This window comes from Lentzea jiangxiensis (assembly GCF_900104175.1).
In the GTDB taxonomy this organism is placed as follows: domain Bacteria; phylum Actinomycetota; class Actinomycetes; order Mycobacteriales; family Pseudonocardiaceae; genus Lentzea; species Lentzea jiangxiensis.
This window is the reverse complement of the sequence record NZ_FNIX01000015.1, coordinates 60,445-84,630: the sequence shown is the minus strand read 5'-3', so window position 1 is coordinate 84,630 and position 24,186 is coordinate 60,445. Positions and strand designations below refer to the sequence as shown.

The window sequence follows — 24,186 nt, the reverse complement described above, 5'->3', positions numbered from 1 at the left end:
GTGACGCGTGCACGGCGGCTGGTCTGCCCGGCACGAAGCCACTGCGAAGTTCACCGCGACGGTCCGGCGGCCGGACTCAGGCCACTGCCAGGTGCAGGACCGCCAGCAGTGAGCTTGGGCCGCAGATGATGAAGAGGCCAACCACGCCGTAGAACGGTTCTTGCGCAACGACCATCGCCGCCATCACACCGAGGGCGGTCATGACGACGGCGAGAAGCAACACCAGCACGACAACGGACATGTGTTCATTCCTTCGCAAAGTGGGAGTCATGGGCGCGCGCAGGTGCCGCCGCAGTGCATCCGTCACGAACTCGACGCTGCGGCGGGTGGGAACAATCCGGCTCGGACTGTCATACGGGAAAGCAACAGTCACCGTACGTGACACAAAGACGCGGCGCACCTGAATCGAACGCCCTGGACGCGTTGATTCACGCACGAAGGCGTCATCAATGCCAGTCCGGCCAAACCGCCAACATGAGCGTCCACATGATGAGCTCTGCCGGAAATTGCGGACGCTCTCCGGACCGGCGTCGCTACAGGATTTCGATAGGCGCAAGATCGACTAATCAGCTCGCACCATCTGAGCCAACGACTCACCAGCCGGACTGCGGCCGCGACAAGCGCAATCCACCGCCTTGTGCAAACTCGCCACAGACCGGCCCACTGCGGTTCTGACCGAAATGCTCGGCATCCACATCAGCGTCGCAGCGTGCGAGCGGTGTGACCGCGCCGCCGACGTCAGCGCCCGGTCCAGTCACCCGAGGAAAGGTACTCGAACAGTTGCGATATCCGACGTCGCCAGAGATGCCACGCCAGGAAGGCCCGATCCGGCGGTTGCCGGCACATCATGCTGAGCACCGCCCCGTCGGTCGAGGCCCACACGGCTGACCGCGGCCGGTCGCCATCGAAACTCAGCCGCTTGACCTCCACCCCCTTGAACTGGAAGCCGAACGCGTCGATCTTCTCCCGCGCACCGAGCAGGTCGAGGACGGGCAGCAGGGCGGGAGGAGTGATTCGCCGATGTGGTAGTGCGGGAAGACCGCCTTCTCCACGAGGGTCACATCGAGCCCTTCGCGGGCCAGCAGAGTGGCGGCGGTGGGCCGCCGCCGATCACCAGAACGCGTACTGCACCGGACATGGTCATTCGGTTCACCCCTGGTGGGTAGTCGGTCAAGGGCGCACTCGGGGCAGCGGCGACCCGCCGCGCGACGGCGATTGGTTCGTCAACGCGATGCCCGTCCGAGGCATTCCATTCGAGCCCATCGTTCTGGTGTGACTCCGTCATCAGGTACAGCCCCGTCCTCCAGGGCTAACAATGCTGTACCCCTGATCGTGGAAAACCGGGCACCAGCAAGGTGAAGACCACCAGGACATCGATCCCGTCACCGGTGACCACTCGCGACCGATCCGCGAAGAATTGTTACCGATCAGGTGAAGATTCCACCTCGACTCAGCCTCGGAGGTCGCTCCGTGATCCACTGGTGACGTGGTCCAGGACATCGCCGGGCGAATTCGCGGTGGGACGAGTGCATCGTGGTGCCCTGCTGGACGTGAATCACCCCGGCGAACGTTCTGGGCGGTGTCGGCCATGTCCCGATCCCAGCGCGCAACACATCCCGGGAGAGTGCAGTCACGATGCAGACACAACCGCCTCCGGCGGACTACGTCGACCCTTATGCCGGTTATGACGACATCCATCTGCGGTTGGCTGATTGGGCCATCGACAAGACCGGCGAGCGCACACCGGTCGCCATGGCCGACTTCTTCGAGAGGATCTGGACGAACCACGCGGCTCCGGTACGGGACGTGCTGGAACTCTGCTGCGGCTTCGGCCGCAATTTGCGCGTGCTGATCGAGCGGGGTTTCTCCGTCACCGGTGTCGACAGGTCGCCCTCGATGCTCGCGCAGGCCCGGAAAGAGCTGGGTGACGAGGTGGAGCTCATCCGTGCCGACCTGCCGGACCTGCCCGTTCGACGTCAGGTCGACGCAGTCGTGTGCCCCGGCACCGCCTTCAACCACATGGCCGGCGAGAGCCAGCTCGGCCGGACGTTCGCCGAAGTGGCCCGCGTCCTGCCGAGCGGTCGCACGTTCATGTTCGACCTCATGTCGTGGCACATGCTCAAAGAAGCCTTCCGCGACCAAGACCTCGCGGTCGACCTGGGCGACCTGGCCGCGATCTGGCGGTTCGACAGCGATCCCGACACCGACTACTGCGAATACCACTCCACCCAGTTCATCGAGACGGACTCCCCTGGGCTGTACCGGGCGGAACGGGAGGTCTACCACCTCCACGCGTTCAAGCGCGAGGCGATCCGCCGCATGGCCGCGGCCGCGGGGTTCCGCGAAGCGGCCGTCTACGACAACTACACGACGCGACCCGCTTCGAACGACACGCTGTACGAGACATGGGTCCTCGTCCGCCGATGAGGCGAACCGGGGCCTCCGGTCATTCCCCCGTCCACGCGAACGAGGAAGATCACCATGATCACCGCAGCCCGGCACTACTCCGAGACGAAGGTCGCAGTCACCGGGGATCCGCTCGACGTGGTGGTGCGCTTGGCCGAAGCGGGGCTTCATGACGAGTACGTCATCTACGAGAAGGACCGTGAGTTCTCCTACGCCGGCGGGGTGCTCGCCCAGGTGGTCCTGGACCGGAACGGAGGCAGGACCGTCGACACGGCACTCGCCTGGAACGACAGGCCGCTGAGCATCGTCAGGTCCTTGCTCTCGGACCTGCGGGTGGACGGCTGGCGGGCCTACGGGTGGGCGGCCTTCGAACTGTCCTATGTCAAGAACGGCGAACAGGACCTGCTCGGTGGTCAGCGTCTGGTCCATCTGGTGGTGCCGCGCTGCGAGGTCCGCGTCACCGACGGGTGGGCGCGGATCAGAACGGTCGACCCGGCGGAAGCCGACGTCCTGACCGATGTGCTCACCGATTCCAGGCCGTACGCCATGCCGCGTCCCGAACCCGTGGACGTGCGCAACACGGACGCTGACGCCTACCACTCGGCCGTCATGGGGGCCGTCGACGAGATCAAGGCGGGGCTGTTGCAGAAGGTCGTCCTTTCCAGGGTGGTCGATCTGCCCGACGACATCGACCTCACCGCCACCTACGCGCTGGGGCGCCGGGCGAACATGCCCGCGAGGTCTTTCCTGGTGCGCTTGGACGGCGTCGAGGTGGCCGGCTTCAGCCCGGAGGTCGTCGCGTCCGTGAGCGCCGACGGCGAGGTGGTGAGCCAGCCGCTGGCCGGCACCCGTGCGCTCTCCGATGACGAAGTGCTGAACGAGTGTTACCGCAGGGATCTGCTCACCGATCCCAAGGAGATCTACGAGCACGCGATTTCGGTGAAGGTCGGCAACGACGAGTTCCTGTCCTTCTGCAAACCCGGCTCCGTGCACGTGCGGGAGCTGATGTCGGTGAAGCGACGCGGCACCGTGCAACACCTCGCCTCGAAAGTCGTCGGGCGGCTCGCCGACGGCCGCGACGCCTGGGACGCCCTCGGGGCGATCTTCCCCGCCGTCACGGCATCAGGTGTCCCGAAAGAAGCCGCCTACGGCGCGATCCGGCGCCACGAATCCGAAGTTCGAGGCCTCTACGGGGGCGCGGTGATGACCGTGGACCAATCCGGTGCTCTCGACGCCGCCCTGGTGCTCAGGTCGGTGTACCGCGAGCGGGGCCGCACCTGGTTGCGCGCCGGTGCGGGCATCGTCGCGCAGTCCACACCGGACCGCGAGTTCGAGGAGACCTGCGAGAAGCTGGACAGCGTCGCGCGCTTCCTCGTCCCGGCTGCGAGACGGGGTTGATGAGGGGAGCTTTCCCGAACCCGAGGTTCGGGAAAGCTCCCCTCATCAACCCCACTACCCGTCCGCGCCGGCCAGAAGGCGGGACAGCTCCCGCTTGTCCGTCTTCCCGACCGGTGTGCTCGGCATCTCGTTCAGCAGGCGAACCTCGTCGAGCGTCTTGTAGGCAGCCAGTCCGCACGCCGTCAGGTAGGTCACGAGATCTTCGCGGGTGGGAGCGCACGCCCCGCTCGGCACGATGAAGGCGACCGAGCGCTCCCCGAGGACCGGGTCCGGCGCCGGCAGCAGCGCCGCCAGCCGGACCGCGGGGTGGGCTTGGAGATGGCCTTCGACCTCGGGTGCCGAGATCTTCTCGCCGGCGCGGTTGATCTGGTCCTTGCTGCGTCCGACCACGACGAGATGACCCGACGGCAGCCGCCGGACCAGGTCGCCGGTGCGGTAGAAGCCGTCCACGAACGCCGTGGCGTTGTGCTCGGTGGCGCGGTAGTAGCCGCGCAGTGTGTACGGCCCTTTGGTCAGCAGTTCGCCGACGCACCCTTCCGGTACCCCGACGCCGCACTCGTCGACGACGCGCACTTCGTCCGCTTCCGACACCGGTTTGCCCTGCGTCGTCCCGATCACCTCGGGAGAGTCGTCGAGCCTGGTCATGCACAGCAGGCCCTCCGCCATGCCGAACACCTGCTGGAGGGTGCAGCCGAACCCCTCGACGACTTGGCGCGCCAGGTCGTCGGAAAGCCGCGCACCACCGATCTGGAGGACCTCGAGGCTCGACAGGTCCGCCGCCGCGGCGATCGCCTCGTCCAGCCACACCGGGGTGAGCAGCGGGTTGATCGCCGTGATCGTCACGCGCTCCCGCTCGATCAGGTCGAAGCAGTACGACGGGTCGGGGTTGTCCGCGAGCACCACGGTGCCGCCGGCGCCGAGCACGCCGAGCACTCCGGGGCAGCTCATGGTGAAGTTGAACGCCACGGGCAGGACCGCCAGGTACACCGAGTCCTCGTCCAGACCGCACACCTCGGCCGCCGCCCTGGCGTTGTAGAGGTAGTCGTCGTGCGTGCGGGGTACCAGTTTGGGCTGCCCGGTGGTGCCACCGGAGAGCAGGAGCACTGCGAGGTCTCCGGGCCGAGACCCGTTCGCCATCGGTGCCGGTGCCGTCGACAGCAGGTCGTCGAAGGCGAGGAAGCCACCGCCGGGGTCGCCGACGACGATGACGTGGCGCAGAGACGGAACATGCGCGCGCACGAGCGATGCCAGTTCCCGGTAGTCGAACCTCGCGTGGACGTCGGGGATGACGTACGCGACGGCTTGCGACAGACGGGCGAGGTGGATCATCTCGGCGTGCCGGTGGCCGGGCTGGGTGTGCACCGGCACGGCGCCGAGTTCGTGCAGCGCGAACCACAGCACCGCGAACTCGGTGCGGTTGGGCAACTGCACGAGCACCCTGTCCCCGGCCGCGACACCGAGGGCACGCAGACCGCAGGCGACTCGCCGCGCCCGCTCCGCGAGTTCGCGGTACGTCAGCCGGACGCGATCGTCGACCAGGGCGGTCCGCTCGCCGAACTCCCCTGTCACCCGCTGCAGGAACCGGGCGAACGGCTCTCCCCTCCAGTACCCGGCGGCGCGGTACCGAGCCGCGTCCGCCTCGGGCCACGCGACGAAGTCGGCGGTCATCGCCTCTCCTCCCTCGCCGATGCCACGGCACGCACCTGCACGGTCAGCCCGTGCTTGGGGCGCATGCCGATGAGTCCGGACGGCTCCGCGTTTCCGTGCAGCAGCCTCAGTTCCGCCCGCCCGGCCACCCTGGCGAGCGCGGTCCTCACCACGGTGGTCGCCAGGATCGCGCCGACACACCGGTGCGGCCCGCCGCCGAACGGGAGGAACGCGTCTGGAGGGGGCTTGCGGAAGTCCGGCCGGGTGGTGTCCCACCTGCCGGGGTCGAAGCGCAGCGGTTCTTCCCAGAGGCTCTCCAGCCGGTGGGTGTGGTACGGACTGATGAGGAGCTTGGTCCCGATCGGGAACCGTTGGCCCGCGAAGGTGAACTCCGTCGCCACCGCCCTCGCGACCACCACGGTGGCCGGGTACAGCCTCAGCGTCTCCTGCACCACTCGGTCTACATAGGACAAACCGTTCGGCGCAGCCACCGGGTCGTCGCCGGAGCCCGCTTCGGCCGCGATGGCGTCCCACACGGCACGGTCGGACAGCGAGGAGTAGAGGGACCAGGCGAAGGTCGCCGACGTCGTCTCCGCCGCCGCTTCCCAGAAACTGATCAGCTGGTCGCAGATCTCGTCGTCGGTCAGCGGAGGAACCCCCTCTGCCCCACCGGCGAGCAGCGTGGACATCACGTCAGCCCCCGCGGGCGCTCCCCCGGACCTGCGCCGCTCGCCCTCCTCGGCCACCCAGCACCGGACGGCCTCACGGGCGGCGACCGCACGCTTCCACGACGGTGTTCCCAGGCCCTGCACCTTGCGGAGCAGCGGGCCGGCGTCGACCGCTTGGTGGATGGTCTGGAGGTGGCCCCGCAGACTGTCCGCGCGCGCGAGGGCACCGGGCCCGAAGAGGATCTCCACCATGGCGTCGCGCAGGGCGAACCGGAACTGCCGGTGCACCTCGACCACCTCACCGGCTCGCCAGGCGCCGACGACCCTGTCGACGTGCCGCCGCACCGTGGCGGTGTGACCGGCGGCCCTGCGTGCGGTGAACGCCGGTTGCACGAGTCTGCGGAGTCGCCGGTGCCGCTCTCCGTCGTTGACCAGCAACGCGCCGGGGCCGGCGAGCGGCACGAGACTGCCGAAGGCGCGCTGCCAGCTGAACAGCTCGGGGTGGGCGAGGACGAACCCCGTGCTCTCCTGACCGAGCAACAGGGCGAACCGGACCGGTCCCGCGCCCAGCCAGGAGACCGGACCGTGGCGGGCGTGCAGCCGGTCCATCGCGCGGCAGGGGTCGGTGGAGAACTCCTTCAGCTCGCTGAGCGAGCCGAGCGTCCGGCGCAGCGGCGCCAGGAACGGCGTGGTGGTCATCGGAGCACCGCCCGCGGTGCCGCCTCGGTTCGCGATGCCGCCCCGCTCGCCGACGGGTCCTCTTCCAGGATTGCTTCGGCGGCGACCAGCTCCGGCAGGTCCACCCGCTCCGGGGACCGCGGGTGGACGAACCGCGGCTCGCCGAGTCGTCCGGTGAGGTCCTGCCACATGCCGGCGACGGTGAGCGCCCACTGGCCCGCCCTCGCCGACCGTTGTTCGTCGGCGATGTCCGCGCGCAACTCGCCCAGCGCCACCCGCACGGCGTCCGGCCACACCCGGTCGAACACCTCGCGGAAGGTCGGGCCGGTGCCCTCTCCCACTGGTTCGGTGCCCGGCACCTGCAGCCGCTCGGTGCCCGGCCCTGCCATGATCAGACGGCCGGTTCCGTCACGTTCGCTGTGCATCCGGGGGCTCCACAGCACGGGCCCGTGGGTGTCCGCGAGCGTGAGCACCCCGGACTCGAAGACCAGGGAGAGCCGGTGCAGCAGCAGCGCGTGGTTGTCCGGGTCGGCCGGGTGGATGTGGTTCTGCACCCGCAGGGACACCGGCGTCCCGCCGACGACGCCGTGCAGGTGGGTGTAGGGGCTGGGGACGCGGGCCAGCTCGTCCAGCGCGGGTGGCGCAGGGGCCGGGTCGGCGAACCGCCAGGGCCGCGGTCCGCCGACCGCGCGGGCGATCACGTCGAGCAGCGGGTACAGGACCTGGACACCCGCCATCGCGTCCACGAACAAGGGCGGCTGGCGGCGGCGCATGGCCTGTGCCGCGAGCAGGAACCGCCGGACGGCCGCCACGTGCGGGTAGAAGGAGTTCACCCGGAACCGGACCTCGTGCCGGCGGGCGACGCGCAGGCAGTCGGACAGTTCCTTCGGGTGCAGCAGGTGCTCCTGCAGCACGTGGATCCCCCGTGCCATCAGCCGTTGGGACAGCTCGGCGCCCGATCCCCCGGCGACTCCCGCGCGCACGACGACGCAGGCGATGTCGATGTCGTCGGGCAGCTCGTCAGGAGCCCGGTAGCAGGGCACGCCGTACGCGTCGGCGTACCGGTGCGACGCCTGGCTGCCCCTGGACAGCACGCCCGCGAGCTCGACCGTCGGATCGTCGTGCACCGCACGCAGGTAGACGCGGCCGAACGACGTGCCGCACACCAGTACACGAGGCCGAATCGTCACAGCACCCCTTCCTCGATCGGTTCGGAACATCGGTCGTGGTCGTGCACGTCGAACGCGGACAACGCACCCAGTTCGAGCACGCCGCGCAGCGTCTGCGTGGGATCCAGCACCTCGTCCGCGTGGTGCAGACCCGGCGGCACCGAACCGTCGAGCACCGCGCGGACCGCGAGCGCGGCCGTGGCGGCGCTCAGCCGGAAGCTGCTCGTCGTGCGCAGGACGGCGGTCCGCGCCGAAGATCCGGTGTACAGGGTGAAAACCATGAGGTAGTAGGGATCCTGGCCTGCCCGGTCCACCTCGCCGGCCGCTATCAACTCGTCGGCGGCGGCAGCGAGCGCGGCACGCTCGCGGGGCACGCGTCCCCGCAACCGGGACAGGGCGGGCCGCAGCCGGGTGCCGGTGAACACGGTGAACCAGTCCAGGGAGGCGAGCCCTGCCGACCGGGCCAGCCGCACGCTGTCGGCGGTGAGGAACGGCACCAGGGAGACCCGGCCGGGGAAGTAGGGCAGCTCGACGTCCTCGAGGGGCGCCAGCGCGCCGGAGACCGGCCGGCCGTCACGCCAGGCGGCGAGTGCCTCGCCGTACCAGTACGCGTCCTGCTGGGCTTCGTCCACACCGTCGACCGACAGCACGAGGTCACCCGCCGCGGCGCGGCTGAACCGCTCGATGCCACCCGAGTGCACCACCAGGTCGGCGCCTGCGAGGTCACCTCCCGCCAGGACGTGCGGCACCAGGTTGGCGAGTCCGGGCATCATCCCCGCCGAGAGGACCACCCTGGACGGGCCGGCGACCGCGCCGGAGGCCGCCAGCAGGTGGTGCACCGGCCGGTCGCCGGAGATGTCGACGTAGTGGGCTCCCGCGGCGAGCGCGGCCCTGGCGACCCGGTCCAGCAGCAGGTACGACGGGCCTGCGCAGTTGAGGACGAGTCCGGCGCCCGCGCAGAACCGCGCCAGGGACGCGGCGTCTTCGGCGTCGACGTGAACGTGTTCGGTGGCCTCGGCGAGCCAGCGGGTGTCCCGGTCGCCGGCCTTCACGTCACCGACACCCAGCTCGCGCAGGACGCCCACGACCGACCGGCCCACCAGACCGGCGGCTCCGAGCACCGCCACCGGCCCGTTCACAGCTCCGCGCCGGTCAGCAGAGCGCCCAGACCGGCGGCGTGCGCGGCCGACACGCAGCCGAAGTGGTCGCCGGGGATGTCGTGCACCGTCAGGTCGCCGACGCAGATCCGCCGCCAGAACTCGCCCACGTCGGCGCGGGTGCCGGGGAGCAACGTCGACGAGTCGCTGTTGCGCAGCAGCGTGATCGGGCCGAGGTAGGGCTCCGGGCGGTGCCGGGACACGGCCAGCATGCTCTGCCGGAACACCGAGTGCAGGCGGGTGAAGTCGGTCAGGGAGCAGTCGCCCGGGTTGTAGGCCCCGCCTGCGCCGGAGGCGCGGTGCAGCGCGCTGAGGCGGTCCTCCTGGCTTCTCCTGCCGACCGCCTGGAAGCACGTGCCGACGTCGGCGAAGCGGCCCGTCAGTCCGGCGAGCGCGCCGTCGGGGACGTGGTCGGGCGTCCGGTCCAGGATCGAGCGGACCGCGGCGCTGAAGACGCCGACGTCCGCGAGCAGCCCGGCCGCGGCCAGGTCCGTGCCCATCGCCAGCGCGAACACGTACTCGACCATCAGCTCGTCGTGGACCGCGGGCGGCTGGTAGGAGCTGATGACGGTCAGCCCGTCCACCACTGCCCCGGACTCGGTCAGGCCGCGGGCGATCTCGGTGGCCAGCAGTCCGCCGAGGCAGTAGCCGATGATCCGGAACCGGTTGCCGGTGCCGAGCAGCTCCGTCGTGTAGTCGGCGGCGAGCCGGGCGACGACCACCTCCGGCGGCAACGTGAGGTACCGGTCGTAATCCTCGACCTGCACACCCACCAGGCGGCCGGGACAGGCCGCGCGCAGGTGAGGCAGCAGCGGCTGGTACGGCTGCAGGGTGCCGGAACCCGCGTGCACCAGCACCCAGGTGGCGGTGTTCTCGCCGCCACGGGCCGGACCGGCCAGCCGCATCAGGGAAGAACGCCCGGACCTCTCGACCGGTGCCGCGTCCCCGGACGATCGGAGGTAGGCGGCCAGACCGCGCACCGTGGGGTCGCGCAGCATCTGCCGCAGGAGTTCCTGCCATTCCAGCGAGGCGGCCTCCGGTTCGCGCTCGCGGAGCCTGCCGACCATCCGCGACAACAGCAGCGAATCCCCGCCCAGCGAGTAGAAGTCCGCACCGCGGTCGACGCGGTCGACGCCCAGCATCTCGGCCCACAGCGCGGCGATCCGGCGCTCCAGGTCGTCCGCGGGCTCCTCGACCGGCCCGCTGTCGTCGCTGCCGGGAGCGTCCGCCCACGCGGTCAGCACGGCTCGGTCGACCTTGCCGTTGGCGGTCCTCGGGATGGTGTCCAGCAGTTCCAGTCGTGCCGGCACCATGTGCGCCGGCACCTGGCTCTCCAGGTGCTCGCGCAGCTCGTCACCGGTCAGCCGGACGCGATCGGTGCCGAACCGGGCCATGAACACCCCTTGCCCCGGCGTGGCCAGTACGTGCCCGGCCGGCGGCAGGCACAGCGAGTCGCGGGCGCCGGCCCCGTCCAGCAGCGAGAGCCACTGGCTCCTGGTGAAGAAGGCCTGGCCGGTGTCCTTTCGCAGGTCGGTGAACTCGGTCAGCTCGCTGAAGAACTCGAACTCCATCGACACCAGCAGCGCGTAGTTGTGCTGCCGGGTCGGTTCGAGGAAGACGAGCCAGCCGCCCGGCGCCAGGACCTCGCGCAGCCTCGCCAGGACCTCGCCCGCGTTCCGCGAGTTGTGCAGCACGTTCGCGCACAGCACGACATCCGCGGTGTTGGGCAGCACGCCCTGGTCGCGGGCGTCGACGTTGATGTCGAACCGGCCGTAGCGGACCCACGGGTAGTCCGCGAACTTCTCCCGTGCCTCGCCCAGGAAGAACTCGGAGATGTCGGTGAACAGGTAGTCCGGCTCGAACTCGGCCAGCGCGGGGATCAGCTCGGTGCTGGTGCCCGCGACACCGCCGCCGACCTCCAGCAGCCGCAACCCGCCGTGCGGGTGGCCGGAGGCGATCGCCCGGATGGTCGCGATCATGATCTGGTGCACGCTGTGGCCCACCAGGTTCTCCCGGTAGACGGCGTGCGCCGCGCCGACCTCCCCTTGGGGGAACAGCAACTCGCGCACGTCCAGCCGACCGTCGAGGAGTTCGTCCAGGCGGCTGCTGCACATGCGGATGTACTCGAGGGTCGCGGCGCCGTAGCCGACCCGCTCGTTCAGCTCCTCGATCCGCCGCCAGAGCTCCCGGACGTCCTCGTCCGTCGCGGCGACCAGACCGCTGTACGTCCCCGTGCCGGGGTCGAGGTGGATCGCTCCCGCGTCGACGAGGGCCGCCATCCACCGGCGCAGCAGCTTGCTCTGCCGCGCCGAGACGCCGACCGCCTCGGCGATCCCGGCCAGGTCGCACCGGTCGGCGTCGGTGGCGAACAACCCGTCGGCGCGCAGCCTCGCCGCGATCGAGAGGATCGCGACCTCGTCCACGGCGCGCATCAGGGCTGCGAAGTCCTCGCCGCCGATCTTCGCCTCGACCTCGTCCGCCATCGCGGTCGCGACGCCGGCCACGTGGGCGAACGACGGTTCCGCCGGCCCGGCACCGGCGGCCAGTTCGGCGAAACCGGCCAACCTGCGTGCGTCCCGCTCCCCGACCGCGAGCACCACCGCGTCCGCGACCGCGGGATGTGACCGCATCGCCGCCTCGACGTCGCCGAGCTCCACCCGGTGCCCGCGCACCTTGACCTGGTTGTCCTCGCGGCCCAAGAACTCGATGGCGCCGTCGGGCAGGTAGCGGCCGAGGTCCCCCGTCCGGTAGAGGCGTTCCCCGGTGCGCGGGTGGAGGACGAACCGCTCGGCGGTGCGCCCGGCGTCGCCGAGGTAGCCCTCCGCCAGGCCCGTGCCGCCGATGTACAGGCCGCCGGTCACGTGGTCCGGGCAGTCCTCCAGAGCGTCGTTCAGGACGTGGAACGTCTGGTTCTCCAGGGGCGTGCCGTAGGGAATGCTCCGCCAGTGCGGCGGTACGTCACCGATGGGGTGCCAGATGGACCAGATCGCGGCCTCGGTCGCACCGCCGAGGCTCACCATCCTCAGCCGGGGGTGCCTCGCGCGGACCCGGTCGGGCAGGTCCACCGGAATCCAGTCGCCCGACAGCAGCGCGAGCCGCAGTCCGGAGATGTCCGCCCCCGGTTCCGATTCCAGGTACGACTGGAGCATCTGCAGCTGGGCGGGGACCGTGTTCCACAGCGTCACGTGGTGCCGGTCGACCACCTCGGCCCAGTGCGACGGGTCGGCGGCCCGGCCGGCATCGGGCAGCACGAGCCCGCCGCCTGCGCCGAGCACGCCGAAGATGTCCCACACGGACAGGTCGAAGCCGAGGCCGGCGATCCCCAGCACCCGGTCGGCGGGGCCGATGGCGAAGCGGCGGTTGATGTCGTCGATGGTGTTGGCCGCGGCGCGGTGGCTGACCACCACGCCCTTCGGGTCGCCGGTCGATCCCGAGGTGTAGACGACGTAGGCCGGGTCCGACGGCACCGCCCGCACGGCGGGTGCGGTGCCGCCCACCGGTTCGCCGGTGAGATCGATGACGAGCGCGTGCACGGGGAGATCCCGTGCCACGTCGTCACCGGGCCTCGTCACCGCGAACCGAACCCCCGCGTCGTGCAGGACTCGGTCCCGCCGGGCGACGGGCTGCCCCGCGTCGATCGGCAGGTACACCGCGCTCGCGGCCAGCACGCCCAGCACGGCCACGACCTGTTCGGGCCCTTTGTCCATCACGACCGCGACCCGCTCGCCAGGCGCGCACCCGCTCGCGTGCAACCTCCCCGCCAGGTCGGTGGCACGCGCCGCGAGCTCGCCGAAGGTCATCACCGTGTCGCCCGACACCACCGCGACCTCGTCGGGGTGCGCGGTGGCGCAGGCGAACACCGGCTCGTGCAGCAGCCGCGCGGGACGGTCGGCGGCGGTGTCGTTGACCAGCTCGCGACGCCGCCGCTGGGCGGCCGGCAACCCCACCGGACACCGGTCGGTCCACGCGTCGTCGTCGGTCGCGAGGGCGCTGATCAGCCCGCTGAACGCCTCGAACGCGTCCTCGGCGACGCCGTCGGCCAGCACGCCCCGCCGCACGTCCCACCCGAGCACGAGACCGCCGTCGTACTCGGCGACCTGGCAGTCGATCCACACCTGGGGCGTCTGGGTGAGCCCGCGGCGCACCCGGACGGACGGACCGGTGGCCAGCCCCGCCGTGCTGGTGAACACCACCGGCATCAGCACCGGGCTGCCGGCTTCGCGGGTCAGCTCACCCAGCACGTCCACGCCGGTGAACAGCCGGTGGTCCAGGTCGTCGAACAGCCTGGCCGAGATCGCGTGGACCCGCTCGGCGAAGGTGTCCGCCGTGTCCAGGTCGACGGCCAGCAGACCGACCGAGGAGAAGTCACCGACCAGGGCGTCGACCTCCTCGTGCAACGGCCACCGGCCGGACAGCGGGAGGTTCAGGGTGAACCGGCGATGGCGGCTCCACCTGCCGATGACCTCCGCATAGGCCGCGAGGACGGTCGCGGACACCGTGACGCCGTGCCTGCGCGCCCGTTCCCGCAGGCCCGTCAGCTCGACATCGGTGAGCCACCGGTGCGACCTGTCGAACCGCACCGGGCCGGCCGGTGCGCACTGCTCGGACAGGGGCAGCACCGGCGCGGGTGGAAGGTCCTCGATCCGGTCGAGCCAGTACTTCCGGTCGCGCTGGTACCGCGGTGTGTCGCGCAACTTCCGCTCGGCGAGCACGTAGTCGCGGAAGGTGATCCGCGGCCGGGCCGAGACCGCCGGACCGCCGTGGACGAGCTCCGCCAGCTCGGCGAGCAGCGCCTGCAGGCTCGCCGCGTCGACGGTCAGCAACTCCACCGCCAGGTGCACGATCGTCACGTCGTCGGCTCGGGTGGCGCGCAGCGCGAACAGCGGCCACGCCGCGGTGTCACCCAATCGGCCCGTCAGCTCGTCACGGCAGGCGTCCAGATGTGCCTGCACCCGCTCGGGCGGAGCGCCACGGAGGTCCGTGACCGGAATCCGGTAGTGGTCCACTTCCGGGAGCACGAGTTGGTAGCCGTCGCCGTGGACGACGGCACGCAGCATGTCGTGCCGGACGACGAGCTCGTTCCAGGCCTCCTCGACGCGCTCCGGTTCGACCGCGGAGAACTCGACCTCGAGGTAGCTCGTGCAGGCCGCGCCCCCGTAGGGGTACGCGGGGTGCCGCCCCAGGAGGTAGGCGGACTGCACGGGGGTGAGCGGGAACGGGTCGTGCCGCCCGGCCGGGTCCGGTTCGATGCGCGGCAGCGCCGACTCACGTTCCACGAAGCGCAGCACCTCGGTCTTGTGCTCGCGCAGTGCTGTTCGCCGTTCCTCGGTGAGCACCCCGCGCGGCGCGCGGAAGCGCAGGCGGCCTTCGTCGGCCCACAACCTGACGCCGAGGCACTCCAGCTCCGTGAGCAGTTCGGTGATGTTCACAGGCTGCCTTCCTCCGAGTCGATGTCCTCGCCCTGCCGGGCGATCGCGTGGCCGACGGCGGCTGCGAGATGTGCGACGGTGGGGTCGGCGAAGAACTCGCGCAGCGACAGCGTGACGCCGAACGCGCGGCGCACCCCGTGGATCAGCCTGGTGGCGCTGAGGGAGTCACCACCGAGTGCGAAGAAGTTGTCGTGCCGGTCTCCCGGCGTCCGATCGAGCAGGTCGCCCCAGAGGTCCGCGAGCGTGCGTTCGCGGTCGGACAGCAACGCCTGTCCGACCGGCTCCGCTTCGGCCGGGACCAGGCCCTCGGCCAACGCGGCCCGGTCGACCTTTCCGTTGGGGGTCAAGGGAAAGCCGGACACCCGGACGATCCTCGGGATGGCGTGGACCGGCAGCCGGTCGGCGAGGAACCGCGGCAGGTCGACGAGCTGATCCTCGTCCTGCGCCCGCACGAACGCCACGAGTCGCTTGTCCCCCCGGCCGGGCACGACAGCGGCGACGGCACGCCCGACGCCCGGGTACGCCGACACGGCGGCTTCGACCTCGCCGAGTTCGATCCGGTGGCCCCGGATCTTGACCTGGCCGTCCCGCCTGCCCAGGAACTCCAGCGTGCCGTCCGGCCAGTAGCGGCCCACGTCCCCGGTGCGGTACCAGGACATGCCGTCGTGTTCGACGAACTTGGCAGCGGTGAGTCCGGGATCGTTGCGGTAGCCGCGAGCGACCCCGGTCCCGCCGATCCACAGTTCGCCCGGCACCCAGTCCGGCCGGTCGCGGCCCGTGTCGTCGACCACCCGGAACCTCTGGTTGCGCAGGGGGAAGCCGTACGGGATGGACACCCAGTCCGGTGCGACGGCGTCGACCTCGTAGGCGTTGGACCAGATCGAGGCCTCGGTGGCGCCGCCGAGAGCGACCAGGGCACACCGGTCGCCACCGGCCTGCCGCGCGAGCCGTTCCGGCAGGTCGAGCCCCACCCAGTCACCCGAGAGCAGGACCAGGCGCAGCGAGCCGGGCAGTCCCGCGCCGGCCTCGGCCTCGGTCAGCAGCATGTCGAACACCGCGGGCACGGTGTTCCACACCGTCACCCGGTGCTCGGGCGCGAGCGCCAGCCAGCGCTGCGGGTCCCGGCGTTCGTCCTCCGCGACGAGGACGACCGTCGCGCCGCTGCCGAGCAGTCCGAACAGGTCGAACACGGACAGGTCGAAGTCGGCGGCGGACAGCGCCAGGACGCGGTCGTCCCGGCCGATGCCGAACCGGCCGCACAGGTCGGCGAGTGTGTTCACCGCACTGCGGTGGCGGATCTCGACGCCCTTCGGCTCCCCGGTCGAGCCCGAGGTGAAGATGACGTAGGCCATCCCGTCCGGGTCTCCGCCGATCTCCTCGACCGGCGCGCTCCGCTCCGCGTCGCCGATCCGCAGCGACCGCACGCCGTCCGGTCGCGGCGCGTCGTCGCCGCCCAGCAGCAGCGTGACACCGGCCCGGTCGAGGATGCGTGCGGCGCGCAGCGGCGGCTGGTCGGCGGAGACCGGCACGTAGGCCGCGCCGGCGGCCAGCACGCCGAGCAGCGCGGCCACCTGCTCGACCCCCTTCGGCAGGCACACCGCGACTGGATCTCCCGGGCCGACGCCGTGCTCGACCAGCATCCCCGCCACCTGACGGGCCTTGTGGGCGAGTGCCCCGTAGCTCAGCCGCAGACCGCAGCTCTGCACCACGGCGATGCGGTCGGGGTGCGCCGCGGCCCGCTCGAAGAACGCGCCGTGCAACAGACCCCCGCCGAGGGTGCTTTCCGGCTCGGGGCCGGTCGTGTCGTTGACCTTCTCCCGCACCGCCCGCTGATCGACCGGCAGCAGGTCGGGCGTCGCGCCGGTCCAGTCGCCCTCGGCCAGCCACGACACCAGGTCGTGGTACGCGCCGAGCATCGCGTCGACCACACCCGCCGGGAACAGTTCGTCCACCGAGTCCCAGCTCAGCAGCAGCCCTTCCGGCAGCTCGACGACCTGGTGGTCGAGCCACACCTGCGGCGTCTGCGACCGGGTGTGGTCCGGCCAGCGCACCGACCTGGCCAGCTCGTCGTCGACGCCCAGCATGCTCGTGAACACGACCGGCACGGCCTCCGCCAGGCGGGCGTTCTCCTTGGCCAGTTCGCGCAGGACCCGGACCGCCGACACCTGCTGGTGGTCGAGGTCGCGCCACACCTGCTCCTGGAGGCGTCGCACCCGGTCGAGCCAGCTCTCCTCCGGCCGCGGCCGGTCCGCGACCAGCAGGAGCGAGGTGAAGTCGCCGACGACGCGGTTGATGTCCGCGTGCACGTCACGCCGGTCGAACAGGGTCATGTTCACGGTCAGGTCGCGACTGGCGCTCCACGCGCCGAGGACGAGCGTGTAGCAGGAGAGCAGGACGACGCTGGGTGTCACGTTGAACGCCCTCGCCCGCTCGGTGACGGCACGCCATCTCGCGGCGTCCAAGCGGCGCTCGCGGCGCACGAACCGAGGGCGGACGACTTCGGCGGGCCGGATCCTCAGCGGCAGTTCCGGCCCCGGCGGCAGGTCCGCCATCCGCCCACGCCAGTACTCCAGCACCTCGGCGAGCTCCCTCGGTTCCGGAGCGCCACCCAGTACGTAGTCGCGGAAGGAGACGCCGATGGGCGGGAGCACCGCCCGCGGGTCGCGGTGGAGGCGCTCCCACTCGGACAGCAGCGTCAGGATGCTCAGCCCGTCGACGGCGATGTTGTCGAACGCCACGCACAGCCGTGCTCCGCCATCCGCACGGGTCACCACCCGGATGTCGAACAACGGCCAGGTCCCCGCGTCGATGGCACCGTGGCACATCCGGTCCCGCACCTGGTCCAGCACGTCCTCCGGCGAGTCGCCGCCATCGACGACCGTGATGCCGTAGGCCGGCACCTCGGGCAGGATGCGCTGCGTGCCGTCCGGCGTCACCACCACCCGCAACATCTCGTGCCGGGCGACCAACCGGTTCCACGCCCGCTCCAGCCCGGGCACGTCCAGCTCCCCGTGCTCGTACTCGACGTAGAGCTGGGCGCCGATCCCGCCGAGCTGGAAGTCGGGCGACCGGCCCAGCCAGTACGCCGCCTGGACGTCGGTCAGCGGGAACGGGTCGTGGCGGTGTTCCTCGTCCGCGGCGAGCGCGCCGGCGGCCTTCGCCACGCCACGGGTGATCGTCGCCGCGAACTCGTGCAGGACCGGGTGGGTGAACAGGCGGGCGAGTTGCGCGCCGGCCAGGCCCTCCGCGCGGAGTCTGGTCATCAGGCGGGTGGCCAGGATGCTGTCGCCGCCGAGCTCGAAGAAGCTGTCGGAGCGCCGGACCTCCGGCACACCGAGGACCTCGCCCCACAGGCGGGCGACCGACTCCTCGACCGGTCCCCGCCACCGCTGCACCGTTGAGTGATGAGGGGAGCTTTCACGAACCTGGGGTTTGTGGAAGCTCCCCTCGTCAACAGTGGGCCGAGCGCGGACCGCGGCGTCCCGCAGCGCACGGTCGTGCGGGGTCGGCAACGGCGCCGGCGGCACGGACCAGTCGACCTCGGCGAGGCTCTCGACCAGCCGCACGTAGCAGTCGAACATCGCGTCCACGACGCCTTCGGCAAACAGGTCCTCGACGACGTCCCAGTCGATGGTGATCCCGCCGCCGGACTCCGCCACCTTGTTGTCGAGCCAGACCTGAGGCGTCTGCGTGACGCCGTAGACCTGGTGCGGGAACGGGGCGGGCAGGTCCAGCGACACGTCGTCGCCGACGCCGAGCACGCTGGTGAACACGACGGGGATCGACGCGGACGCCGATCCGCCGCACCGGGCCAGCTCGCGCAGCACCCAGATGCCGGACGCCTCCCGGTGGGAGAGGCCGCGCCCGAGTTGCTCCTGAAGCGCGCGGACGCTCGCGGCGAACGCCTCGCCGTCACGCCGGCAGTGGCTGAGCAGCAGCAGCGAAGCGAAGTCCCCGACGACGTGGTGCACGTCCGGGTGCACGTCGCTCCGGTCGAACAGGGTCAGGGTGACCGTCAGGTCGCGTTGGTCGCTCCACGCGCCGAGCACTTCCGCGTAGCAGGTGAGCAGGACCGCGCTGGGGGTGAGGCCGTGCCCGCGGGCTACAGCGGCGATCCTGGTCCACGTGGCGACGCCGACACGGTGGTGCAGCCGGTGGAACGTCGGCCTGCCGGCCGCGGCCGGGTCCTTGGCCAGGGGCAGCGCCGGCGGTGGCGGCAGCTCACGGACGCGCTCGCGCCAGTACTCCTGCGCCTGCGCCAGCCGATCCGGGTCCGGCCGCACCTGGAGCAGGTAGTCGCGGTACGACAGGCCGAGCGACGGCAGCTCGGCGTCGAGGTCGGCGCTCAGCCTGGCCCACTCCGTCAGCAGCACCATGATGCTGCGCCCGTCCATCACGATGCTGTCGAGGCCGACGTGCAGCCGGGTGTGCCGCCGTCCGCCTCTGACGTGGTGCACCGCGCGGATCTCGAACAGCGGCCACGTCGCGGTGTCGAAGAGCTTGTGGGACAACGACATTCGCTGCCGGTGCAGCACGGCCTCCGGACGGTGGCCCGCGTCGGCCGCGCGGATCCGGTAGCGCGGGACCTCGGGCAGGATCCGTTGGGTGGCGTCGGCATCGATGACGGCGCGCAGCATCTCGTGCCGGGCGACGAGCCGGTTCCACGCCTCCTCCAGCCGGGGCAGGTCGACGTCGACGCCGTCGAGTTCGAGGTAGAAGTGCGAACCGACGCCACCGAGGGGGATGCGGTCGTCGCGCCCGATCCAGAACGCCCGTTGCACGTCGGTGAGCGGGAACGGGTCGTGGCGGTGGTCCGGGTCCGGTCGCACGGCCACCGGCGCCTCCGCACCGCCCGGCGTCACCCGTGCGGCGAAGTCGCGCAGGACCGGCTTGGCGAACAGGTCCGCCAGATCCGCGCCCGCCAGCCCGATCTCGCCGAGCCTGCGCATCAGCCGCGTCGCCAGGAGGCTGTCTCCGCCGAGGGCGAAGAAGTCGTCGTCCGGGCCCACGCCGTCGACGTCGAGCAACTCGCACCACACTTCGGCGACCGCGTGTTCGACCGGGCGAAGCGGAAGCCGGTCACCGGAACGCGGGCCGCCGCGGTCCTCCAACGCCCGGTGGATCGCCTTGCGGTCGACCTTGCCGTTGGGAGTGAGCGGGAAGGCGTCCACGACGCTGAGGTGGTCCGGCACGAGATAGCCCGGCACGCGGTCAGCCAGCCACGCCCGCAGCGCCGCCGGCCGCACCTCCGCCGCGGCGACCACCGCCGCGGCGAGTTGCCGGGAGGCGGTCCGCACGACGGTCGCGACCGCCTTGTCCACCTGCGGGTGGGTGGCGAGCACCGCCTCGATCTCGCCGAGCTCGATCCGGTGACCGCGGATCTTGACCTGGTGGTCGGTCCGGCCGAGGAACTCCAGAGTTCCGTCCGGCAGGTAGCGGGTGAGGTCGCCGGTGCGGTACCAGCGGCGGCCCTCGTGCTCGACGAACTTCTCCGCCGTGCGCTCGGGATCACCCCGGTAGCCGTCCGCGAGGCCCGCGCCGCTCACCCACAGCTCGCCGGAGACCCAGTCCGGGCAGTCCCGTCCCCTGCTGTCCGCGACCCGGCAGGTGACGCCCCGCAGTGGCGTGCCGTAGGGAACGGCACGCCACGCCGGATCGACCTCGTCCACCTCGCACACGGTGGCGTGGATGGCCGCTTCGGTCATGCCGCCCAACCCGGCGAACCGGCAGCCGGGCACGAGTTCCCGCAGCCGGTGCGGCAGGTCGACGGTGACCCAGTCACCGCCGAGCATGACCAGTCGCACCGAGTCGCCCAGACCGGCTTGGGCCGCCGCGACGAGCAGCATGTCCAGCAACGCGGGAACGGCGCTGACCACGGTGACGCGCCGGCGACGGATCAGCTCGGCCCACGCGGCGGCGTCACGCCGCCGGCCCTCGTCCAGGACCACCACGCTGCCCCCGAACCCGAGGAACGCGAACAGGTCGTACGCGGACAGGTCGAAGTCCAGTGCCGACAGGGCGATCGTGCGGTCCGCCTCTCCGACGTCGAACAGGTCGTTGACCGCGTCAACGGTGTTCGCCACCGCCCGGTGCGACACCTCCACTCCCTTGGGCACCCCCGTCGAGCCGGACGTGAAGATCACGTACATCAGCGAGCCGGGATCGACCGGCACCGGCGCGGCCATCGGTTCGTACGCGGCGGAATCCTCCAGCACCAACGGTTCCGGGCCGGTCGAACCCGCCGCCGTCACCGCCGTCGCCCGGTCGACGAGCACGAACCGCACCCCTGCGGCGAGGTGCACGGCGGCCCGCCGTGCCGGAGGAACGTCCACACCGGACGGCACGTAGGTGGCTCCGGCCGCCAGCACACCGAGCACCGCCACCACCTGTGCCACGCCTTTGGGCACGGTGACGCCGACGCTGTCGCCCACTTCCACGCCCTGTGCGCGCAGCAGTCGCGCGACCCGCAGCGCCCTGGTGGCCAACTCCCCATAGGTCATCGAGCCGTCCTGGTCCCACAACAGCGCCTCACGGTCCGGCACAGCCCGTGCGTGGGCGAAGAAGCGCTCGTGGAGCGGGGTGCCGGCAGAGGCTTCCGCCGTGCGGTTGACCCGTTCCCGCACCGCGCGTTGCCGCAGCGGCAGCATCGACGGAACCGGTTCGTTCCACCGTGCGGCGCCGTCGAGCAGGCCGCGGACCAGACCGACGTAGGCGTCGAACATCGCGTCGAGCACCCCCGCCGGGAAGATCCGGTCACGGGCGTCCCAGTTCACGAGAATCCCACCGTCGAACTCCGTGACCTGGGCGTCGAGCCACACCTGTGGCGCCTGGGAGCCCGTCCAGCACGGCTCGCCGAAACAGCGCCGCACCTCGGCGTCGAACAGTTCGCCCAGACCCAGCGCGCTGGTGTAGACCACCGGGGCGAGCACGCGTTCGCCACCGTTGAGCCTGCTCAGGTCGCGCAGCACCTCGACGCCGGTGTACCCGGCCTGGCCGAGCGTCTCCCGCAACCGCGCCTGCACCCCGTGTGCCCGTTCGGCGAAGGACAACGGACCGGACATGTCCACGTCGAGCAGGATCGAGCTGGAGAAATCACCGACGAGCTTGTCCACGTCCTCGTGCAGCGGCTCCCGGTCGAACACGGGCAGGTTCAGCAGGAACCTGTCCACCGCGCTCCACGCCGCGACGGTCTCGGCGAACGCCGCCGCGAGCACGGCGGCCGGCGTCAGACGGTGTGCCCCGGCCCGTTCCCGCAGCTTTGCGGTGTCATCAGCGGAAAGCCGGTGGTGGCGACGGGTGAAGGCGCCGGTGTCGCCCTCCCCGGAGCGCACCGGCAAGGCGGGCGGGCCTGGCAGCTCCGGTAGCCGGTGACTCCACCAAGCGCGCGCTTGCTCTCTCGTGCCGCGGCGCACCGCCGCGCGTTCGGCGAGATAGCGGGGGTAGCTGCAGCGCAGTGGCGGCAGCGGGTCGTGCGGCGCCTGGTACAGGTGCGCGAGGTCCGCGAGGACGTTGCGCAGGCTCAGCGCGTCCGCCGCCACCATTTCCAGGTTCAGGTGCATCCGGCTGCCCCCGGAGGCCAGCAGCGACAGTTCGACGTCGAGCACCCTGCCCCCGGCGAGGTCCACGACCCGGTTCGACAGCCTGGTGCGGATTTCCGCCAGCCGCGCCTCCACCTGGCCGTCCGGGAGGTCGCGCAGGTCGTGGAGGGTGAGACCGGGCCAGTTCCCGCGCTCGTCGATGCGCTGCATCCCGTCCGCGCCCACTCTGACCCGCAGCATGCCGTGCCGCTCGACCACCGCACGCACCGCGCTTGCGAGCCGGGCGGGGTCGACGCCCTCACCCGCACGGGTCTCGAACTCGGTGTAGAAGTGCGCGGCGACACCGCCGAGTTCCTGGCCGGGCGATCGGCCGAGCCAGAACGCGTGCTGCATCGTGGCGAGCGGGAACGGCGCCGACTCGTCCACGGCCTGCACGGGTGCGGGCCGCGGTGCCGGCTCCTGCAGCCGGCTCCGCCGGATGACCGCCCACCAGGCCGCCGGGGTCGGTTGTGCCGCCAGCTCACCGGATCCGACCCGCACGCCGTGCCTGCGCAGCAGGGCCGCCATCCGCAACACGAAGATCGAGTCGACGCCGAGGGCTACGAGGTCGGCGTCCTCGGTGACCTGGTCGCGGCGCAGTCCGGTCAGCTGGCAGATGCGCTCACACACGTCGGCGATGTCGCGCGGCCACGCCTCACCTGGCTGGAACTCCTTCGACCGGGGAAAGGAGGTGGTGCCGATCATCGCGTCGTCACCCCGTGGAGCCGCATCGAGTCCTGAGCTCATCCGGCGGCCACAGCGGTCGACGCGGAACGGCGGGACGCGGGCAGGACGGGAAGAGAACCCGGTATCGCACGCAGCTTCGCTGCCATCGAACCTCCAATGCTGTTCGTGCCACGACCCATGGCTGCCGACGTCGGACTGCCCGCATCAGCAGAGGGCGAACTCGTCACGGGCGCGGAGGCACCACGTCCCAGGACGGCTGGAGCTGCGGCGCCGGACGTCGATCTCGCGACCATGAGCAGGATGGAGGCTCCGCGTGACGGGCGCAGTGCTCCATGCACGTGACAACCCCATTGAGCGAAAAAAGCAATACTCGTCTGGGTACGGATCATCACTCACGGCGACTCCAGTACATCTCCATCGAAACGGACGAGAACAGTCGACCGAGCGCGACGGCAACGTCCGTCAGACCTCGTAAAAGACGAAACCGGGTACGTGCGCAGCACTGATCCGATTACCGCCCTCAGCGACGCACTCCGGCAGAACTACAGCTGTATGGGCACATTCCCGTCCCCACAGGGTGACTGACCGCCCGGTCCGGCACGCCGGGCGGTATACACGAGGTGGACGTTGCCGAGTTCGACCTCAACGAACCGATATGAATCCCAACCCGACGGCAAGGAGCAGAACCATGACCTCGAGCCTGCAAGAGCAAAAGCGCGACATGCTGTTCTCCAAACTCGACAGGAATAACGACGGAGCGATCGACGAGAGCGACATCCAGGCACACATCAGCGGATTCCTCACCGATTTCCAGGTGCCGCCGGACTCACCGCAGGCCCGTGACATCCACGAGTCGGGCGCCGCTCTGTGGCGGCAGCTGAACCACGCCGACGCCGACGGCAACCGGGTGATCACCAGGGAGGAGTACGTCGCGGCGATCGACAACGACACGGTGGAGCAGATCTACGTCTCGATGAACGATTCCTTCTTCAAGATCATCGATTCGGACGGCGACGGCCGGGTCACCGAAGAGGAACTCGCCCACGCGCTGAGGCGGGACGGCATTGCCGGCGGCGACGTGCACGCCGCGTTCCAGAAGCTCGACACGGACGGCGACGGACACATCACCAAGGAGGAGTGGAACAAGGCGACGAGGGAGATGCTGCTGAGCTCGGACCCGAACGCCGCGGGCAGCGTGCTGCTCGGCGTCTGACGGACAACCGCCGGCGCGCCGCAGCGGTCCCCGCCTGACTCACTTCGATCCGCCATCGTCAGCCTCGTGTCGTCTGACAGATCCCCTGCGTCGTTCTGACAGATCACCGCAGGGCGCCGCCGAACGGTGTCACCGGGGTGGCCGGTTCCGCTCGGCG

General features: G+C 71.0%; 10 protein-coding genes. 3 read left to right on the top strand and 7 right to left on the bottom strand.

The genetic code is table 11. The annotated features are described in order from the left end of the window. Window positions 1-76 precede the first annotated feature (76 nt). Window positions 77-241, bottom strand: a complete 165-nt coding sequence (locus tag BLQ91_RS41670; RefSeq protein ID WP_176960014.1) for a hypothetical protein — start codon at window positions 239-241, stop codon at window positions 77-79. A 1,394-nt stretch (window positions 242-1,635) separates the two neighbouring features. On the opposite strand from BLQ91_RS41670, the gene BLQ91_RS29560 reads away from it, so the two are divergent. Together BLQ91_RS29560 and BLQ91_RS29555 are read left to right on the top strand one after the other, a co-directional pair. Then, window positions 1,636-2,427: a class I SAM-dependent methyltransferase gene (locus BLQ91_RS29560; protein ID WP_090102051.1), complete on the top strand. Its 792-nt coding sequence runs from the start codon at window positions 1,636-1,638 to the stop codon at window positions 2,425-2,427. 54 nt (window positions 2,428-2,481) lie between these two features. Beyond that, on the top strand, window positions 2,482-3,804 hold the full coding sequence (locus BLQ91_RS29555; protein WP_090102050.1) for a salicylate synthase: 1,323 nt from the start codon (window positions 2,482-2,484) through the stop codon (window positions 3,802-3,804). Window positions 3,805-3,858: 54 nt separating this feature from the next. Here the strand turns inward: BLQ91_RS29555 and BLQ91_RS29550 are convergent, their stop codons facing one another. The 6 genes from BLQ91_RS29550 to BLQ91_RS29525 are packed head-to-tail and all read right to left on the bottom strand — an operon-like array spanning window position 3,859 to window position 22,834. Continuing rightward, complete coding sequence (locus tag BLQ91_RS29550) at window positions 3,859-5,472, bottom strand: (2,3-dihydroxybenzoyl)adenylate synthase (RefSeq protein ID WP_090102049.1); 1,614 nt, start codon at window positions 5,470-5,472, stop codon at window positions 3,859-3,861. Then, window positions 5,469-6,818 carry a cytochrome P450 gene (locus tag BLQ91_RS29545; RefSeq protein WP_090102048.1) on the bottom strand — a complete coding sequence of 450 codons (1,350 nt, stop codon included), beginning with the start codon at window positions 6,816-6,818 and terminating at the stop codon, window positions 5,469-5,471. Before BLQ91_RS29545 ends, BLQ91_RS29550 begins: the two co-directional genes overlap by 4 nt. Next, entirely contained in the window at window positions 6,815-7,987 is a 1,173-nt protein-coding gene (locus tag BLQ91_RS29540; RefSeq protein ID WP_245733891.1) for a Gfo/Idh/MocA family oxidoreductase, read from the bottom strand. Before BLQ91_RS29540 ends, BLQ91_RS29545 begins: the two co-directional genes overlap by 4 nt. Next, complete coding sequence (locus BLQ91_RS29535; RefSeq protein WP_090102046.1) at window positions 7,984-9,105, bottom strand: saccharopine dehydrogenase NADP-binding domain-containing protein; 1,122 nt, start codon at window positions 9,103-9,105, stop codon at window positions 7,984-7,986. The genes BLQ91_RS29540 and BLQ91_RS29535 overlap by 4 nt, the downstream gene beginning before the upstream one ends. After that, window positions 9,102-14,552, bottom strand: a complete 5,451-nt coding sequence (locus BLQ91_RS29530; protein ID WP_090102045.1) for a non-ribosomal peptide synthetase — start codon at window positions 14,550-14,552, stop codon at window positions 9,102-9,104. The genes BLQ91_RS29535 and BLQ91_RS29530 overlap by 4 nt, the downstream gene beginning before the upstream one ends. Beyond that, window positions 14,549-22,834 (bottom strand): non-ribosomal peptide synthetase, encoded by an 8,286-nt coding sequence (locus tag BLQ91_RS29525; RefSeq protein WP_090102043.1) that lies wholly within the window; start codon window positions 22,832-22,834, stop codon window positions 14,549-14,551. The genes BLQ91_RS29530 and BLQ91_RS29525 overlap by 4 nt, the downstream gene beginning before the upstream one ends. Before the next feature lie 670 nt (window positions 22,835-23,504). Between BLQ91_RS29525 and BLQ91_RS29520 the strand changes: the two genes are divergently transcribed. Continuing rightward, entirely contained in the window at window positions 23,505-24,029 is a 525-nt protein-coding gene (locus BLQ91_RS29520; protein ID WP_176960013.1) for an EF-hand domain-containing protein, read from the top strand. Window positions 24,030-24,186: the final 157 nt, after the last annotated feature.

Excerpts from the sequence above, each read along its gene's own strand:
- BLQ91_RS29550 (WP_090102049.1), bottom strand. The coding sequence starts at position 5,472 with ATGACCGCCGACTTCGTCGCGTGGCCCGAGGCGGACGCGGCTCGGTAC.
- BLQ91_RS29555 (WP_090102050.1), top strand. The coding sequence starts at position 2,482 with ATGATCACCGCAGCCCGGCACTACTCCGAGACGAAGGTCGCAGTCACC.
- BLQ91_RS29560 (WP_090102051.1), top strand. The coding sequence starts at position 1,636 with ATGCAGACACAACCGCCTCCGGCGGACTACGTCGACCCTTATGCCGGT.
- BLQ91_RS29525 (WP_090102043.1), bottom strand. The coding sequence starts at position 22,834 with ATGATCGGCACCACCTCCTTTCCCCGGTCGAAGGAGTTCCAGCCAGGT.
- BLQ91_RS29545 (WP_090102048.1), bottom strand. The coding sequence starts at position 6,818 with ATGACCACCACGCCGTTCCTGGCGCCGCTGCGCCGGACGCTCGGCTCG.
- BLQ91_RS29520 (WP_176960013.1), top strand. The coding sequence starts at position 23,505 with ATGACCTCGAGCCTGCAAGAGCAAAAGCGCGACATGCTGTTCTCCAAA.
- BLQ91_RS41670 (WP_176960014.1), bottom strand. The coding sequence starts at position 241 with ATGTCCGTTGTCGTGCTGGTGTTGCTTCTCGCCGTCGTCATGACCGCC.